This is a genomic window from Enterobacter sp. SORGH_AS_0287, from assembly GCF_031453695.1.
Classification (GTDB): domain Bacteria; phylum Pseudomonadota; class Gammaproteobacteria; order Enterobacterales; family Enterobacteriaceae; genus Enterobacter; species Enterobacter ludwigii.
In genome coordinates, this window is record NZ_JAVIZW010000001.1 from 1319176 (window position 1) to 1335014 (window position 15839).

At 55.6% G+C, this 15839-nt stretch carries 10 protein-coding genes and 1 pseudogene; 7 read left to right on the forward strand and 4 right to left on the reverse strand.

From position 1 onward, the window contains the following. Positions 1-140: 140 nt before the first annotated feature. Entirely contained in the window at positions 141-1478 is a 1338-nt protein-coding gene (locus QE396_RS06205; protein ID WP_020884207.1) for a TolC family outer membrane protein, read from the reverse strand. Between the two features lie 736 nt (positions 1479-2214). On the opposite strand from QE396_RS06205, the gene QE396_RS06210 reads away from it, so the two are divergent. Together QE396_RS06210 and QE396_RS06215 are read left to right on the forward strand one after the other, a co-directional pair. Then, positions 2215-2958, forward strand: coding sequence for a DeoR/GlpR family DNA-binding transcription regulator (locus QE396_RS06210; RefSeq protein ID WP_020884208.1), 744 nt, complete (start codon positions 2215-2217; stop codon positions 2956-2958). 13 nt (positions 2959-2971) lie between these two features. Beyond that, on the forward strand, positions 2972-4039 hold the full coding sequence (locus QE396_RS06215) for an oxidoreductase (protein ID WP_020884209.1): 1068 nt from the start codon (positions 2972-2974) through the stop codon (positions 4037-4039). A gap of 49 nt (positions 4040-4088) precedes the next feature. Here QE396_RS06215 and cybB read toward each other — a convergent pair whose 3' ends face one another. After that, the gene (cybB, locus tag QE396_RS06220) at positions 4089-4619 is read right to left on the reverse strand and encodes a cytochrome b561 (protein WP_032678116.1); all 531 of its coding nucleotides are present in this window, start codon (positions 4617-4619) and stop codon (positions 4089-4091) included. 189 nt (positions 4620-4808) lie between these two features. Here cybB and gap point away from each other — a divergent pair, with 189 nt between their 5' ends. Next, positions 4809-5810: a type I glyceraldehyde-3-phosphate dehydrogenase gene (gap, locus tag QE396_RS06225; RefSeq protein ID WP_020884211.1), complete on the forward strand. Its 1002-nt coding sequence runs from the start codon at positions 4809-4811 to the stop codon at positions 5808-5810. Between the two features lie 48 nt (positions 5811-5858). On the opposite strand, the gene QE396_RS06230 is transcribed toward gap, so the two are convergent. Further along, positions 5859-6662: a YdcF family protein gene (locus QE396_RS06230; protein ID WP_047366265.1), complete on the reverse strand. Its 804-nt coding sequence runs from the start codon at positions 6660-6662 to the stop codon at positions 5859-5861. A gap of 202 nt (positions 6663-6864) precedes the next feature. Here QE396_RS06230 and QE396_RS06235 point away from each other — a divergent pair, with 202 nt between their 5' ends. The 4 genes from QE396_RS06235 to QE396_RS06250 all read left to right on the forward strand — a co-directional run bounded on the left by QE396_RS06235 (position 6865) and on the right by QE396_RS06250 (position 11755). Beyond that, entirely contained in the window at positions 6865-8517 is a 1653-nt protein-coding gene (locus QE396_RS06235) for an MFS transporter (RefSeq protein WP_014169975.1), read from the forward strand. A gap of 31 nt (positions 8518-8548) precedes the next feature. Beyond that, entirely contained in the window at positions 8549-9631 is a 1083-nt protein-coding gene (locus QE396_RS06240; RefSeq protein ID WP_014169974.1) for an HlyD family secretion protein, read from the forward strand. After that, positions 9628-11007: an efflux transporter outer membrane subunit gene (locus QE396_RS06245; protein WP_032678114.1), complete on the forward strand. Its 1380-nt coding sequence runs from the start codon at positions 9628-9630 to the stop codon at positions 11005-11007. The genes QE396_RS06240 and QE396_RS06245 overlap by 4 nt, the downstream gene beginning before the upstream one ends. An 88-nt stretch (positions 11008-11095) precedes the next feature. Beyond that, the gene (locus tag QE396_RS06250) at positions 11096-11755 is read left to right on the forward strand and encodes an O-methyltransferase (RefSeq protein ID WP_020884214.1); all 660 of its coding nucleotides are present in this window, start codon (positions 11096-11098) and stop codon (positions 11753-11755) included. Positions 11756-11798: 43 nt separating this feature from the next. On the opposite strand, the pseudogene hrpA reads toward QE396_RS06250, so the two are convergent. After that, positions 11799-15702 (reverse strand): annotated as a pseudogene (gene hrpA / locus QE396_RS06255) (ATP-dependent RNA helicase HrpA). Positions 15703-15839: the final 137 nt, after the last annotated feature.

Here is a 15839-nt window from a genome sequence, read left to right on the forward strand (position 1 = left end):
ACAATTTTTACGTTACTCATTTTCCTCTCCTTGCAGGTGTCCGGATTCCTGTGGATATGTCCACCAAATGGATGTAGCTATCCCTGGGAAAAAGCACCCATTATTTTCTTACTTATTTCGCACAAAAAGACGCGTGTTTTTTAACTCAAATCAGGTAATTTTGCGGCAGCGTTTTTCTCTATGCCGATCAGCGGCATCAAATTATCAACGGCAGATGCGTAATTAATCGCCGAACTCCAGCCATCATATTCAGCCATTATTTTGGCTGAGGTGGCTTGCCAGACATCCTGTTCAACGCTGAGCAAATCGTTAATGCTCCGCTTGCTCAGGGTATATTCATTTCTGTAAACATCCCGGGCGCGTAACGCGCTTTCCAGCTGCAGCTTCCCCGCCTGCATTCTCCCCTGCGCGCCGGTCCAGTCAGCCTGCGCGACAGAGGCTTTTTGCAGGACATCGAACCGCGCCTGGTCAACCTGAGACGATGCCATGGCCCTTGCCCCTTCGGCCTGGCGAACGCGGGCTGAAACGGCCCCCCCCTGGTATAGCGGTGCGTCAATATTGAGCTGAATCTGGTCATCCCAGTAAGAACGGTTGTCGGACTCGTAGCGGGTGCGGCCTCCTTTCAGGCTTAACGTCGGCCAGTGCTGAGACTTTGCCGTTGCCACGCCATACTGAGCTGAACGCTCCATATTCTGCGCGGCCATGACCGCGGGAATGGACGAGTAATCAATGCGATTAAGCGAGTCTTGCTCAACGGCAAGCTTCGCCGGTACAGGTGAATAGCGCTCGGCCTCCATGCCAGTCAACACAGCAAGCCGTGCGCGGGCGCTGTTTAACGCTGCGTTATACTGCTCGACCGTGGCCTGCATACCGGCAATGCGCGTGCGCGTCTGAAGCTCGTCAGAGGTTGAGCTGACGCCTGCGTCGGCGCGGAGCTTGGCCAGTTGTTCAACGTTTTTGAGCGCCTGAACGTTCTCTTTGGCGGCCTGTAACAGGTCGGAATAGCGTTTAACTTCTACGTAGCTGAGCGCCGTTTTTTCCGCCACCGCAGACAAGGTGCTCATCAACTGGTAACGATAGCTATCGCGCTGCGCCGTGGACTGGTCGATGCTGTTGTTGGTCTTGCCAAAATCGTATACCAGCTGCGTCAGACTCAATCCCCAGGCCGCAGAATTGCGCAGCGAGCCGCTGGAATCGGTGGTCTGGCTATGGCCGGTGCTACCGTTTAACGATATTTGTGGCATCCAGCCGCTGCGTGCTTCATCTATTTGTGCCTGACCTATTCCCAGTTGCGCGGCCTGCTGGCTAATCGACGGATCGCGATCGATGGCAAAAAGAATACTCTCTTTTAATGTTGTCGCAGCAATCGGAGCAATCCCCACCTGGCGGCTATTCGCAGAGGCCGTATTAAAGGCTAGCGAAATTAATGCCAGGGCGACTGGAAATCTCAGCAACATATTATTTCGCATGATAGTCATTTTTATCTCCCTGACTCTGAATGACACTTAAATATTTACCCCTAAAGGGGTATAAATAATTCGACAAATATCTTACCTGGGTCCGAATAAATATTGGACAAACGCTCCCCAACCCCATTTCCATTGGAGATGAGAGCCGACCATATACTTATGACAATAAGAATTTACTTATTTCTATAACTGGTTTGCAGCATAACAAAATGCGCTATAGGCAACTACACCCACAATGTTAATGTGGTGTTACAGATAAGAAAAAAGATGGGGTTTCTGGACAAAACCTTAAAAAGGGGCTTTCAAATGAAACAAATAAAGTCTTTGTTATTTAAGTAAAATTTTAGAATCGCCGGATGCACATTTTTGCGTTAATTTCAGCATGCGTCAGACACAAAGATTTTCAAAGAAATGTCAGTTTAAGTAACCATAACGCCATATACAACATTAATATCTATGTATATAAATAAACACAGAATTTATTGCTATTTATTAATTTTATTAAAACATTAATGGTTGCATATTGGTATCACAATGGTTATATCCGCCAGTGTGTTTAATAAAACACAACAATAACATTGCTGTTAACATTTGGAATGAATCACTCACACCGTATTAATAACATTTTAATAATAACCAATGTGAACAATACCGGACATTGATACTCACTGTCGATCAACACCCTTCCCTCTGCGGTAAAATGCTGTAATATGCAACTTATTGCGACATTTTGCGGGATTGATCCATGCACAAAACGGCCAGACAAAAATATGTGCTTGATATCATTAGTGAGCACGGGCAGGCCAGCATTACGGAACTGGCGGACAAACTGCAGGTCTCAGCGGACACCATCCGCCGGGATCTGACCGATCTCGAGAAACAGGGGCTGGCGCAAAAGAACCACGGCGGGGCAATTGCCCTGAATCTGTCGGCCATGAATCGTCAGGGGCGCAATACACTGCTGCCGGAAACCAAACAACGTCTTGGTAAACAGGTGGCGCAGGCTGTTCCGCCAGGTTCGACGCTGTTTCTGGATGCGGGGAGCACGGTAATGGCTGTCGCCTCGTTCCTGAAGGGACCGCTGACAATCATCACCACCTCGCTGGATATCGCGTGGCACTTCAGCGACCGTGACGATATCGAACTGATCCTGCTCGGCGGAAAATGGGATCACAAGCAGCGACTGTTTGCCGGCAGCGCCACCCTCTCCCTGCTGTCACGCTACCGCGCGGATATCGCCATTCTGGGAGCCTGTGCTATCCATGCTGAACTCGGTCTGAGCGCCGGAAAAGAGGCCGATGCCGAGGTCAAACGGGCGATGCTCGCGGCCAGCCATGAGCGCTGGATTGTCGCCGACCATCTGAAACTAAACCGCTGTGAACCGTATCTGGTCAGCGGATTATCCAACATCCAGCACCTCTTTTTAGATCGTCCCTGGCCTGAGCTTGGGGACCCTGGCGCAATGCACATTACGGTTTGCGCGAAATAACGTGGAGAAGGTCATGAGTAAAGAGAAGACAATCAACATTGCGCTGATCGGGTATGGATTTGTAGGCAAGACCTTCCATGCCCCGCTGATCCAGTCCGTGGACGGCCTTAAGCTGGCGGTGGTTTCGTCTCGTGATGAAGAGAAGGTTAAACGCGATCTTCCTGATGTTCAGGTGGTGGCAACCCCGGAAGAGGCAATTCAGCATCCCGATGTCGATCTGGTGGTGATTGCCTCCCCTAACGCCACCCACGCGCCGCTGGCAACGCTTGCCCTGAATTCAGGCAAACATGTGGTCGTGGATAAACCGTTCACGCTCGACATGCAGGAAGCACGCGACCTGATTGCCCTGGCGCAAGAGAAGCAACGGCTGCTCTCCGTCTTCCATAACCGCCGCTGGGACAGCGACTTCCTCGGCATTAAGCAGATTATTGAGCAAGGAACCCTTGGCAAGGTCAAACACCTTGAGTCGCACATTGACCGTTTCCGCCCGGAAGTGCGCGTGCGCTGGAGAGAGCAAAACGTGCCCGGTAGCGGTCTGTGGTTTGATCTGGGGCCGCACCTGATTGACCAGACGCTGCAGCTCTTTGGACTGCCACAGTCGGTACAGGGCAATATCGCCACGCTGCGTGACGGCGCGGAAATTAACGACTGGGCACACGTGGTCTTAGATTATCCGCAACATAAAGTGATTTTGCACTGCAGCATGCTGGTGGCTGGCGGAACGGCACGTTTTACCGTTCACGGCGATAAAGGCAGCGTGGTGAAAGCCCGAATCGACCAACAGGAAGCGCAGCTGCTGGCGGGCGTGATCCCCGGCAGTGAGGCCTGGGGCGAGGACAGTGACAGCATGGTGTTCTTTGGTGCAAACGGTGAGCCGCAGACCGTTACCACGCCGAAAGGCGATCAGCGTCAGTACTACATCAACGTGCGTGATGCGCTACTCGGAAAAATCACCAATCCGGTTCATCCGGTCGAGGCGCTGGCGGTGATGGCGGTACTGGAAGCGGCCGTGAAATCCTCAGAGACGGGCACCACTCAGGCGCTGGAGTTAACCCCGGAAGAGCGTGCTCAACTGCAATAAAACGCTAAAAAAAAGCCCTGCAGACTGCTGCAGGGCTCGTTGTTATGAGTTACTTGCGTTTTTTTGGCATCATGCGCAGGAGGGTGTTGTCTTTCCAGAAATAGTGATGCATCAGCGCCGCCATCGCGTGCAGACCAATCACAACGTACCCCACGTTGGCCAGCGTCTCGTGCCACTCTTTCAGAACGTCGACCAGATCAAAATTCGATTCTGCCGCGTGCGGCATCACCAGACCAAAGGCTAACCAGTCAGTACCGCGGTTATACATCATGACAATACCAATCAGCGGCAACGCGATGAACAGTAGATACACCACCAGATGGCCAAGATGGGACAGTCCGGTCACCATCGGTTTTGGTTTCGGTTCAATCGGCGGTGCGCGGAATTTAAGGCGAACCACTAAACGCGTCACCATCAACACCAGCACAGAGATGCCGCACGAAACGTGGATCATGTTGATTACCGGCCGTGCGGTGCGTGGGAAGAAGCCTTTGAACTCCATCGCGCAGTAGGCGACGATGATTAACAAAAACACCAGCCAGTGGATAGCAATTTGCAGGCTTGTATATTTAGTACGCATGAGATTTCCTGATAAATAACCGATATCGCGCCAACATAATCCCCTTTCCTTAAAAATTCATTAATTTTTCTGTATGGTTTTTCAAATACTTCCCCTCGCATGAAGCTTCTTCAATTGCCGCCCTGTCCGTGATGGTCTAAGCCTGGATGAGTTCAAACTGTCGCAAAGACGCGTTCACAGGAGTACACCATGAGTAAAATTGGCATTAACGGATTTGGACGCATAGGACGCCTTGTCCTGCGTCGCCTTCTTGAAACCCAGGACAGCAACACCGTCGTCGCCATCAACGATCTCACCTCTCCCAAAGTGCTGGCCTACCTGCTCAGGCATGATTCCAACTACGGTGGCTTCCCGTGGAGCGTAGATTTCACCGAAGACGCCCTGATTGTTGACGGAAAAACTATCGCCGTGTACGCCGAAAAAGAGGCAAAACATATCCCGTGGAAAGCCGCGGGCGTGGATATCGTCGTGGAATGCACCGGCTTCTACACGTCGGCAGAAAAATCACAGGCACACCTCGAGGCCGGTGCCAAAAAAGTGCTGATCTCTGCCCCTGCCGGTGAGATGAAAACCATCGTGTATAACGTGAATGACGATACCATTGACGCCAGTGATACGATTATTTCCGTTGCTTCCTGTACCACCAACTGCCTCGCCCCACTGGCAAAAGCCCTGCACGATGCGTTTGAAATAAAAGTGGGCACCATGACAACCATTCACGCCTATACCGGCACGCAGGCGCTGGTGGATGGCCCGCGCGGGAAAGACCTTCGCGCCTCACGCGCCGCGGCGGAGAATATCATTCCGCACACCACCGGGGCGGCCAAAGCCATCGGTCTGGTGATTCCGGCCCTCAGCGGCAAGCTGAAAGGCCACGCCCAGCGCGTACCGGTGAAAACCGGTTCAGTGACCGAGCTGGTCTCGATTCTGGGTAAAAAGGTCACCGTTGAGGAGATCAACGCCGCGCTGAAAAAAGCGACGCAGGGGAATAAATCTTTTGGTTATACCGATGAAGAGATTGTTTCGTCTGATGTGATTGGCTCTCACTTTGGTTCTGTCTTTGACGCCACACAGACCGAAGTATCAGAGGCTGGCGATCTGCAACTGGTGAAAACCGTCGCCTGGTATGACAACGAATACGGTTTCGTCACCCAGCTGGTGCGCACGCTGGACAAATTCGCCTCGCTGTAATGCCTGTCCCCTCTCCGCGGAGAGGGGAATACCGCAAACGGCCTCTGCTCAGAGAAGCGACCGGTGGTTCAGGGCATCCGTAAGCACAGGATCCTGCTTTAACCGTGCCCACGCTGCAGTCACCTCGTCGGGGAATTCAACGTGTGCAATAAAATCACGCCCGGCCGGGCCATAGCCGTTCATGTCATCACAGAGTCGCGGAAGCTCGCCTAAAATGAGCGAGAGATAGCGCTCTACCGGCCAGAGGCCAGCGCTCTCCCCGCTGAACACCAGCCCGTTTTCGCCATTTTTCAGCACCGGTGTATAGCCCGGGTGGCTGACCCACTGCGGCGAAGCAGACTCGTCACGGCACACGCGGGCAAAGGTTGCCATCGTGCGGCGCTGCATGGTCGGATCCTGCACGACCAGCACGCGCCCGGACGTCTGTTGATGCTGTTTGAGCATGTTCCAGCTAAAACGCGCGTTTTCTCCGCAGTTGGTTGATTGTTCGTCAACCCACACGCGCGCATCAGGGATCTGCCAGAACTGGCGGGCAATATCGGCCAGAATACGTGCTTCCGCTCGCCCCGTTACCGGGACAGTGTGATAACGCGGATGCTGAGCGATGGCTGCATACAAAAACGCGGTCGAATGGCCAATCCCTCCGCTAATCAGTAACGGAACGTCGTGTTCAGCGGCAATACGGCAGGCAGCGTCGATGGTCGGCATCACCGCGTTTCCGGCCAGAATAACCCTGTCAACCGCCGCCACGTCGCGGGTATCGCCCAAATCATCCTGTGCCAGCCACTGGCCGACCGTGTTGATTGCCGCCAGGGTTGACTCCGGCAGAAGGGGAAAATGCGTCTGAACCATGGTGATGTCCTCAGTTGCTCTGGTTCAGATTAACGACTTCAGATCGACAAAACAACGGCCTCCCGGGCCGCTCTTTTTCCTTAACCTGTTCTTCAACATTTGATTAACCTGCGAAAATCATATTCACTTGAATTATCATTTGCGGCAAACGTAGAATCGTTAGCCCACTCATTATTCAATTTTTTCTAAGGTAAAAGACGTTATGCGCCTGCCCGAACGCGACCCTTATGCTCCTCGCGAGTGGCAGCCTCATGAGAAACCCGCCCTGTTGGGTTCGCCCTCCACGCCAGAACACAGCACGCCAAAACGGATTGCCTACGGGGTTGTCGGTCTGCTGGTGTGCCTGACGGGGGCGCTGGGTAATGCGGTGGTCACCGCCAATCTGCAAAATCTGCAGGGGACCTTCGGGGCCTGGTCGACAGAAATCGCCTGGCTCCCGGCGGTGTATGTGATGACCAACATCTCCATCAACCTGCTGCTGGTGAAATTCCGCCAGCAGTATGGTTTGCGCGCCTTCACGGAAGGTTTTCTGGTGCTGTATGTGCTGGTCACCTTTTTCCACCTGTTTGTAAACGATCTCAGCTCCGCGCTGATGGTGCGTGCCGCACACGGGATGGTGGCCGCCGCGCTCAGCTCCCTCGGTATTTACTACCAGATACAGGCCTGGCCCGCGAAACACCGTCTGAAGGCACTGACCATCGGGATTACCGGGTCATCGCTCGCCATCCCCCTCGCCCGCCTCTTTTCGACCGAGCTGCTGCAGCTTGACGAGTGGCGCGGGCTTTACTTCTTTGAGCTCGGGCTGGCGCTCATTTCACTGGCCTGCGTGATAGCGTTGAAATTGCCTCCTGGCGACCGGCGCAAGGTCTTCGAGAAAAAAGACTTCATCACCTTCTTTTTACTGGCCCCGGGGATGGCGCTGCTCTGCGCGGTGCTCTCCTTAGGCCGTCTTTACTGGTGGTTTGAAGCGCCGTGGATCGGCTGGTCGCTGGCATTAGCGCTGGTATTAATCGTGTCTGCGATCGTGTTTGAACATAACCGTTCTAACCCGTTGCTGAATACCCGCTGGTTGTCGAGCGGCAGCATCGTGCGTCTCGGGCTCATTATGCTGCTGATCCGCATCGTGCTGGCGGAGCAAAACACCGGCGTTATCGGCTGGCTGCAGTATGTCGGCTTGCAGAATGAGCAGATGACCCACCTGGCGTGGTCTATTTTTGCCGGTATTGTCTGCGGGATTGTGACCAGTTGTTTGACCATCAAGCCCACAAAACTGGCGTGGCCGATCATTACCTCGCTGGCGCTTATGATTGTTGCCTCCCTGCTGGACAGCCAGTCGAACAACCTGACCCGCCCGGACCAGCTGATGCTAAGCCAGTTCCTGCTGGGCTTCGGCAGCGCCTTCTTCCTCGCGCCCGCCATGCTGGCCGCGATTGGCGGGGTTATCGCCGATCCGCGCAACCTGGTGAGCTTCTCGGTGATGTTTGGCATGAGCCAGAACCTCGGCGGCCTGCTCGGCTCTGCCATCCTGGGGACCTTCCAGACCTGGCGCGAGAAATACCACTCCAGCATGCTGGCCGATCAGCTCACAACCCTGAACCCGCTGGTGAATGACCGTATTCAGGCTTACACCGGGCTGTACCGGAGCCTGATTGGCGACAGCTCGCTGCTGGGCACCCAGGCCATCACCCAGCTGCAAACGGTTTCAACGCTTGAGGCAAATATTCTGGCTTATAACGATACTTATTTACTGACGGCGAGCATTGCCGCCGCCACCCTGGTCTGGATTTTATGGCGCTTGCTGCGCCTGCGACTGACTGCCCGTATGGCCCTGAAGAAGGCAACAGGCAACAAGTAATGAATATGAAGATGATTTCTCTGGAGATGTTATGAGTCAGCAGGATGCCGCTAAAGAGCAGGCCAACACCCGTAAAAATGTCCGTATCGTTTCGGTTTTCACCGCGGCGGCAATCGGTATTGTCGGCGTACTGGTGATCCTCTACGCCTGGCAGCTACCCCCGTTCACCCGCCACTCGCAGTTTACTGATAATGCCTACGTGCGCGGACAGACGACCTTTATCAGCCCGCAGGTTAACGGCTATATCACTGAGGTGAAGGTGCAGGATTTCGACCGGGTTAAAAAGGGCGAGCTGCTGCTGCAGATTGATGACCGTATCTACCGCCAGCGGGTGCATCAGGCCGAAGCGCAGCTGGCGATGAAGATTGCCGCCCTGAACAACAACCTGCAACAGCGCAAAAGCGCCGAAGCGGTGATCGCCAAAAACGAAGCGGCTCTGAAAAATGCCCGCGCCCAGAGTCTGAAATCCCAGGCAGATTTGAAGCGCGTAAAGGACCTGACGGCGGATGGTTCACTGTCTATCCGTGAGCGCGACGCCGCGCTGGCAAGCGCAGCCCAGGGCAGCGCCGACATTGACCAGGCGAAAGCCACGCTGGAAATGTCGCGCCAGGATCTGCAAACGGTGATCGTCAATCGCGGCGCGCTGGAGGCGGATGTGGAAAACGCCAAAGCGGCGCTGGAGCTGGCGCAAATTGACCTGCAAAACACGCGCATTGTGGCGCCTCGCGACGGCCAGCTTGGTCAGATCGCCGTTCGTCTGGGCGCTTACGTTACCGCCGGAACCCACCTCACCACCCTCGTGCCGCCTCAGCACTGGGTGATCGCCAATATTAAAGAGACGCAGCTGGCGGAGCTTCGGGTGGGTCAGCCGGTGAAATTCACCGTCGATGCATTAAATGATAAGGCCTATCAGGGCCGCGTGGAGAGCATCTCTCCGGCAACCGGCGTTGAGTTCAGCGCCATCACGCCGGATAACGCCACGGGTAACTTTGTCAAAATTGCCCAGCGTATTCCGGTGCGAATTGAAGTATTGGGTGACCAGGAAGCCTATCAGCTTCTGCGTCCGGGCATGTCGGTGCAGGTGACCATTGATACGCGGGAGGCGAAGCAATGACCCTTCGCCCGATAGCCGTTCTGATGATCATGACCGTGCTGGCCGGTTGCCAGTCGGTCGACGTGAAACCGGCGCAGCCGTCGCTGCACATCCCCACACAATGGCGAGCAACAGCAGGCCCGGCAAGCCCTGCAGAACAGCTCTGGTGGCGTAATTTCCACGACAATAATCTGAACCGCTATGTGGACCTGGCGCTTAAGAACAACAGCGACGTGCTGATTGCCCGCGAACGGATTAACGAGTATCAGGCGCGGGTCTACGCGGCCGACGGCAGCCTGTTTCCGTCGCTGGATGCTGGCGTCACGGGCACCCGCGCGCGGACTCAATCTGCTGCCACCGGTCTGCCGATCTACAGCAGCCTGTATAAAGGCAGCCTCACCGCCAGCTATGATGTCGATATCTGGGGCGTAAACCGCAGCACCGCGAATGCGGCTGAAGCCTCGCTGGACGCGCAGAAAGCCGCGGCGGCGGCGGCAGATCTTACCGTGGCATCCTCGGTCGCCTCCGGCTATATCACCCTGCTGTCCCTCGATGAACAGCTTCGCGTCACCCGCTCCACGCTGAAGTCCCGGGAAGAGGCATTCACTCTCGCTAAACGCCAGTTTGAAACGGGCTACAGTTCACGCCTGGAGCTGATGCAGTCCGACTCCGAACTGCGCTCCACGCGGGCGCAGGTTCCCCTGCTGCAGCATCAGATTGCACAGCAGGAGAACGCCCTGAGCCTGCTGCTGGGGAGCAACCCGGGCGAGGTCGCGCGCAGTGAAAGCTTCGCGGCCCTGACGCCCCTGGCATTGCCCTCGCAACTGCCCTCCTCGCTGCTTAATCGCCGTCCGGATATTGTGCAGGCTGAAAAGCAACTGGTTGCGGCTGATGCCTCGCTGGCTGCCTCACGCGCCAGCCTGCTGCCGTCGATCAACCTGACCGCAACCGGATCGATACAGGATCGCACGCTTTCCGGCTTACTCGACAACCCGCTGCAGCTCTGGAGCGTCGGCGGCAGCATTCTTGCTCCGCTGCTCAACCGCCAGGCGCTGAACGCACAGGTGGATATTTCGCAGTCCCAGCGCAACCAGGCGCTTTACAGTTATGAAAAAACCGTCCGTAACGCCTTTGCCGAGGTCAATAACAGTCTTGATGCCATCACGCGCTATCAGGAACAACTGACGGAGCTGCTTGCCCAACAAGATGTGGCGCAAGAGACGCTGCGCATAGCGCAAAACCGCTATCGCAACGGCTATTCGTCGTACCTGGATGTGCTGGATGCCCAGCGCACGCTGTTCTCGGTACAAACCAGCGTCGTGCAGGTCAAAAATAACCTGCTGCTGGCGCAGGTTGATTTGTACAGAGCACTGGGCGGAGGCTGGAGCAACGCGTGACCTGATACCCCACAGGCCCTCTCCGGCATGGAGGGGGCGAAAACCGGATCGCAGCGCAACCCGGTGTTTGCCACTCAGGAGTCAATCTATGCAACAACAGTGGTCTGCAGTCGATAATTACATGATCTCTTCACTCATTCCCGAGGATGATATCCTCCAGCGGGTGCTGGAAAACAACCAGCGAGCTGGTTTACCCGAACACGATGTCGCGGCCAATCAGGGGCAGCTGCTGGCGCTTTTTGTCCGCATGACGCAGGCACGGCGGATCCTTGAAATCGGCACGCTGGGCGCCTACAGCACTATCTGGATGGCGCGTGCGCTGCCACCTGACGGGAAGTTGATCACCCTCGAAGCGGACCCCATCCATGCCCGCGTTGCACGGCAGAATATCCAGCTGGCGGGGCTCAGCGATCGGATTGAGCTCATTGAAGGCCCGGCGCTGTACTCTCTTGAACACATCGGTGATATTCCGCCGTTCGACCTGATCTTTATCGATGCCGATAAGCCAAACAATCCGGGGTATCTGGAGTGGGCACTGTACTACTCGCGTCCGGGAACGCTGATCGTCGGGGATAATGTGGTTCGGGACGGCGAAGTGATTAACGCGCAAAGCGACGATGCCCGCGTACAGGGCGTCAGACGATTTATTGAGATGATCGGGGATAACCCGCGCCTGACGGCGACCGCGCTACAAACGGTGGGCAGTAAAGGATGGGATGGCTTTACCCTGGCCGTGGTGAATCGCTAAACGCAGATGCCCTCTCTCACAGAGAGAGGGCGAACACCCGACGTTACGCCGAAATCTGCTCCATTGCCTGCAAAATACGCTTATCCGAAATGGGATACGGCGTACCGAGCTGCTGGGCAAAGAAGCTGACGCGCAGCTCTTCGATCATCCAGCGGATCGCCTGCACGTCTTCATCGTCACGGCGCGCTGGCGGCAATTTGTTGAGCCACTGCTGCCATGCCTTCTGCACGCTTTCCACTTTCAGCATCTGCGCGCGGTCACGATGCGGATCGATAGCCATTTTCTCCAGACGTTTTTCGATCGCCTGCAGATAACGCAACGTATCGCCAAGGCGTTTGAAGCCGTTGCCGGTAACGAATCCACGGTACACTAACCCGGCCATTTGCGCTTTCACGTCCGACAGCCCCAGCGCCATGGTCATATCCACGCGCCCTTTCAGGCGTTTGTTGATATTGAACACGGTGGTGAGGATCTGCTCGACCTGTTTCGCAATGTCCACCACGGTGTCGTTCAGTTCTGCCCTGACTTTCTCATGCAGTACCGCAAACTCCGCTTCTGACCAGACCGGACCGCCCGCCTCGTGGATAAGCTTGTCCACACCACAGGAGATGCAGTCGTCAATCAGATCCAGCACTTTACCGTACGGGTTAAAGTAGAGGCCAAGCTTGGCTTTGTTCGGTAACTTCTCGTGCAGATATTTAATCGGTGACGGAATATTAAGCAGCAGCAAACGACGCAGACCACGCCACATCATCTGCTGTTGTTCCTGTGGATTATCAAAGAGTTTGATGGCCACGCTGTCACGCTCATCCACCAGTGCAGGCCAGGCCTTCACCCTGTAGTTGCCGCGTTTTTGCTCATAGCTTTCCGGAAGCGCGCCAAAGCTCCAGATGTGCAATCCGCTCTGCTCGATACCGTCATCAGCCACCGCAGAAAGCGTCTCCTGGACTTTGCCTTTCAGCGCCTCTTTCAGTTCGGTCAGCGATCGGCCTTCCTGCAGCTTTTTGTTTTTGTCGTCCACCACGCGGAAGCTGATTTTCAGGTGATCGGGCACCTGATCCCAGTGCCAGTCGTCGCGGTCGACGGTTACGCCCGTCATGCGCCTGAGCTCACGCTCCAGCGAATCCAGCAGCGGCAACTCCAGCGGCGTTACGCGGCCTAAAAACGCTTCGGCATAGTTTGGCGCAGGCACAAAGTTACGACGCACCGGTTTTGGCATCGATTTGATCAGCGCAATCACCAGCTCGCGACGCAGCCCCGGAATTTGCCACTCGAATCCGCTCTCTTCGACCTGGTTTAACAACGGCAGCGGAATGTGTACGGTGACGCCATCCGCATCCGCGCCCGGCTCAAACTGATAGGTCAGACGCAGCTTGAGAGAGCCCTGATGCCAGAAGTTCGGGTAATCGAGTTTGCTGACGGACTCCGCCCCCTCTTTGATCAACATGCTCTTTTCAAAGTTGAGCAGATCTGGGGTCTCTTTGCTGGCCTTCTTCCACCAGCTGTCGAAGTGGCGGGCAGAAATCACATCGTGGCTGATACGCTGGTCGTAAAACTCAAACAGCGCCTCGTCGTCGACCAGAATGTCGCGGCGACGGGATTTATGCTCAAGCTCTTCCACTTCGGCACGCAGTTTGAGGTTTTCACGGAAGAACGCATGACGCGTCTGCCAGTCGCCCTCCACCAGCGCGTGACGAATAAACAACTCGCGGCACAACGCGGGGTCTATCTGGCTGTAGTTAACCTTGCGCGCGCCAACCACCGGCAAACCGTAAACGGTCACTTTTTCGGTCGCCATCACCGCGCCCTGCGCGCGCTCCCAGTGCGGTTCACTGTATGAGCGCTTCAGCAGGTGCTGGGCAACAGGTTCAACCCATTCGGGATCAATGCGCGCCGCAATGCGGCCCCACAGGCGGCTGGTTTCCACCAGTTCGGCCACCATGGTCCATTTAGGCGGTTTCTTGAATAAACCGGACCCCGGGAAGATGGAGAAACGGGCGTTACGCGCCCCGGTATACTCCTGCTTGTCGGCATCCTTCATCCCGATATGGGAGAGCAGACCGGTCAGCAACGCAATGTGAATTTCGCGGTACTCCGCCGGTTCACTGTTAACCGGAATGCCCAGCTCTTTCACCACCTGACGCAGCTGCGTGTAGATATCCTGCCACTCGCGCACGCGCAGATAATTGAGGAAATCGACGCGGCACTGGCGGCGGAACTGGTTCGACGACAGCGCTTTCTGCTGCTCGCCGAGGTAGTTCCACAGGTTCACAAAGGCGAGGAAGTCGGACTCTTTATCGTGGAACCGACGGTGTTTTTCATCAGACGCCTGCTGCTTGTCCATCGGACGCTCGCGCGGATCCTGAATCGAGAGCGCGGAGGTAATGATCATCGCTTCACGCACACAGCCGTGTTTCTGTGCTTCCAGCACCATGCGCGCCAGACGCGGGTCAACCGGCAGCTGGCTGAGCTGACGACCCAGCGGCGTCAGTTTGTAGGCGCTAGCCTGCTCGTCGGTGGTGATGGCACCCAGCTCTTCCAGCAGGCGCACGCCGTCCTGAATATTGCGCTTGTCCGGCGCTTCGACAAACGGGAACGCGGCGATGTCGCCAAGCCCTAGCGCAGTCATCTGCAGGATGACCGACGCCAGGTTGGTGCGCAGAATTTCCGGGTCGGTAAACTCTGGTCGCGACAGGAAATCGTCCTCGGAATAGAGGCGAATACAGATCCCTTCCGACACACGGCCGCAGCGGCCTTTACGCTGATTAGCGGAAGCCTGAGAAACCGGCTCAATTGGCAGGCGCTGCACTTTGGTGCGGTAGCTGTAGCGGCTGATACGCGCCGTACCCGGGTCAATCACATATTTGATGCCCGGCACGGTAAGCGAGGTTTTCCGCCACGTTGGTGGCGAGCACAATACGACGTCCGCTGTGCGGCTGAAACACGCGGTTTTGTTCGCTGTTTGACAGGCGCGCATACAGCGGCAGAATTTCGGTATGGCGAAGATCGCGCTTGCTGAGGGCGTCAGCGGTATCGCGGATTTCCCGTTCGCCGCTCAGGAAAATCAGAATGTCACCCGCGCTTTCATTTCCCAGCTCGTCGACGGCATCAAAGATGGCCTGCAGCTGGTCGCGCTCGGTATCGTCCGCGTCTTCCACTATCGGGCGATAGCGCACCTCCACCGGATACGTTCGGCCAGAGACCTCGATAATCGGCGCATTGTTGAAATGCTTTGAGAAACGCTCCGGATCGATGGTGGCGGAAGTGATGATAATTTTCAGGTCCGGGCGACGCGGTAACAATTCTTTCAGATACCCGAGCAGGAAGTCGATATTCAGGCTGCGTTCGTGCGCTTCATCGATAATGATCGTGTCGTACTGCATCAGCAGACGATCCTGCTGGATTTCCGCCAGCAGAATACCGTCAGTCATCAGTTTGACCATGGTGTTATCGCTAACGTGGTCGCTGAATCGCACCTTATACCCAATGCAGCCGCCGGGCTGCGTTTGCAGCTCTTCGGCAATACGGTTCGCCACGGTACGCGCCGCCAGACGACGCGGCTGGGTGTGACCAATCAGCCCTTTCACCCCACGCCCCAGCTCCATACAAATTTTCGGCAGCTGAGTGGTTTTCCCTGAACCGGTTTCCCCTGCGACAATCACCACCTGGTGGTCGCGCACGGCGTCAAGAATGTCCTGTTTTTTCTGACTGACCGGCAGGTTTTCCGGGTAGGTAATCTCCGGACGTGCGGCTTCGCGCAGCACGACTTTCCCTGCCGCCTGTTCAATCTCTTTCGCCATCTCCTGATAAATGGCCTGTTGTGCATCAGGATTTTTAACCTTCTTCACCCCGTGCAGACGACGGGCAAACCGCTGTTTATCACGCAGCATCAGTGAATCAAGCTGTTGCAGGAGCATCGGGAAGGTTAATTTTTGTTGTTCTGTCATAGCGTTAACGGGCAGTGCACTGCCGGGTAAAATCTCTTTTTAATGATTGCTATAGAGTATCACATTGGCGCTTTGAGTGCCTTATTCAAAAAATTCGAACATAGACTTCGATATATTGCGCTATCCCTGCGACAGGA

Coding starts and splice junctions, on each gene's coding strand:
- QE396_RS06235 (WP_014169975.1), top strand. CDS start 6,865: ATGCGCCTGCCCGAACGCGACCCTTATGCTCCTCGCGAGTGGCAGCCT.
- QE396_RS06215 (WP_020884209.1), top strand. CDS start 2,972: ATGAGTAAAGAGAAGACAATCAACATTGCGCTGATCGGGTATGGATTT.
- QE396_RS06210 (WP_020884208.1), top strand. CDS start 2,215: ATGCACAAAACGGCCAGACAAAAATATGTGCTTGATATCATTAGTGAG.
- QE396_RS06240 (WP_014169974.1), top strand. CDS start 8,549: ATGAGTCAGCAGGATGCCGCTAAAGAGCAGGCCAACACCCGTAAAAAT.
- QE396_RS06205 (WP_020884207.1), bottom strand. CDS start 1,478: ATGACTATCATGCGAAATAATATGTTGCTGAGATTTCCAGTCGCCCTG.
- cybB (WP_032678116.1), bottom strand. CDS start 4,619: ATGCGTACTAAATATACAAGCCTGCAAATTGCTATCCACTGGCTGGTG.
- gap (WP_020884211.1), top strand. CDS start 4,809: ATGAGTAAAATTGGCATTAACGGATTTGGACGCATAGGACGCCTTGTC.
- QE396_RS06250 (WP_020884214.1), top strand. CDS start 11,096: ATGCAACAACAGTGGTCTGCAGTCGATAATTACATGATCTCTTCACTC.
- QE396_RS06245 (WP_032678114.1), top strand. CDS start 9,628: ATGACCCTTCGCCCGATAGCCGTTCTGATGATCATGACCGTGCTGGCC.
- QE396_RS06230 (WP_047366265.1), bottom strand. CDS start 6,662: ATGGTTCAGACGCATTTTCCCCTTCTGCCGGAGTCAACCCTGGCGGCA.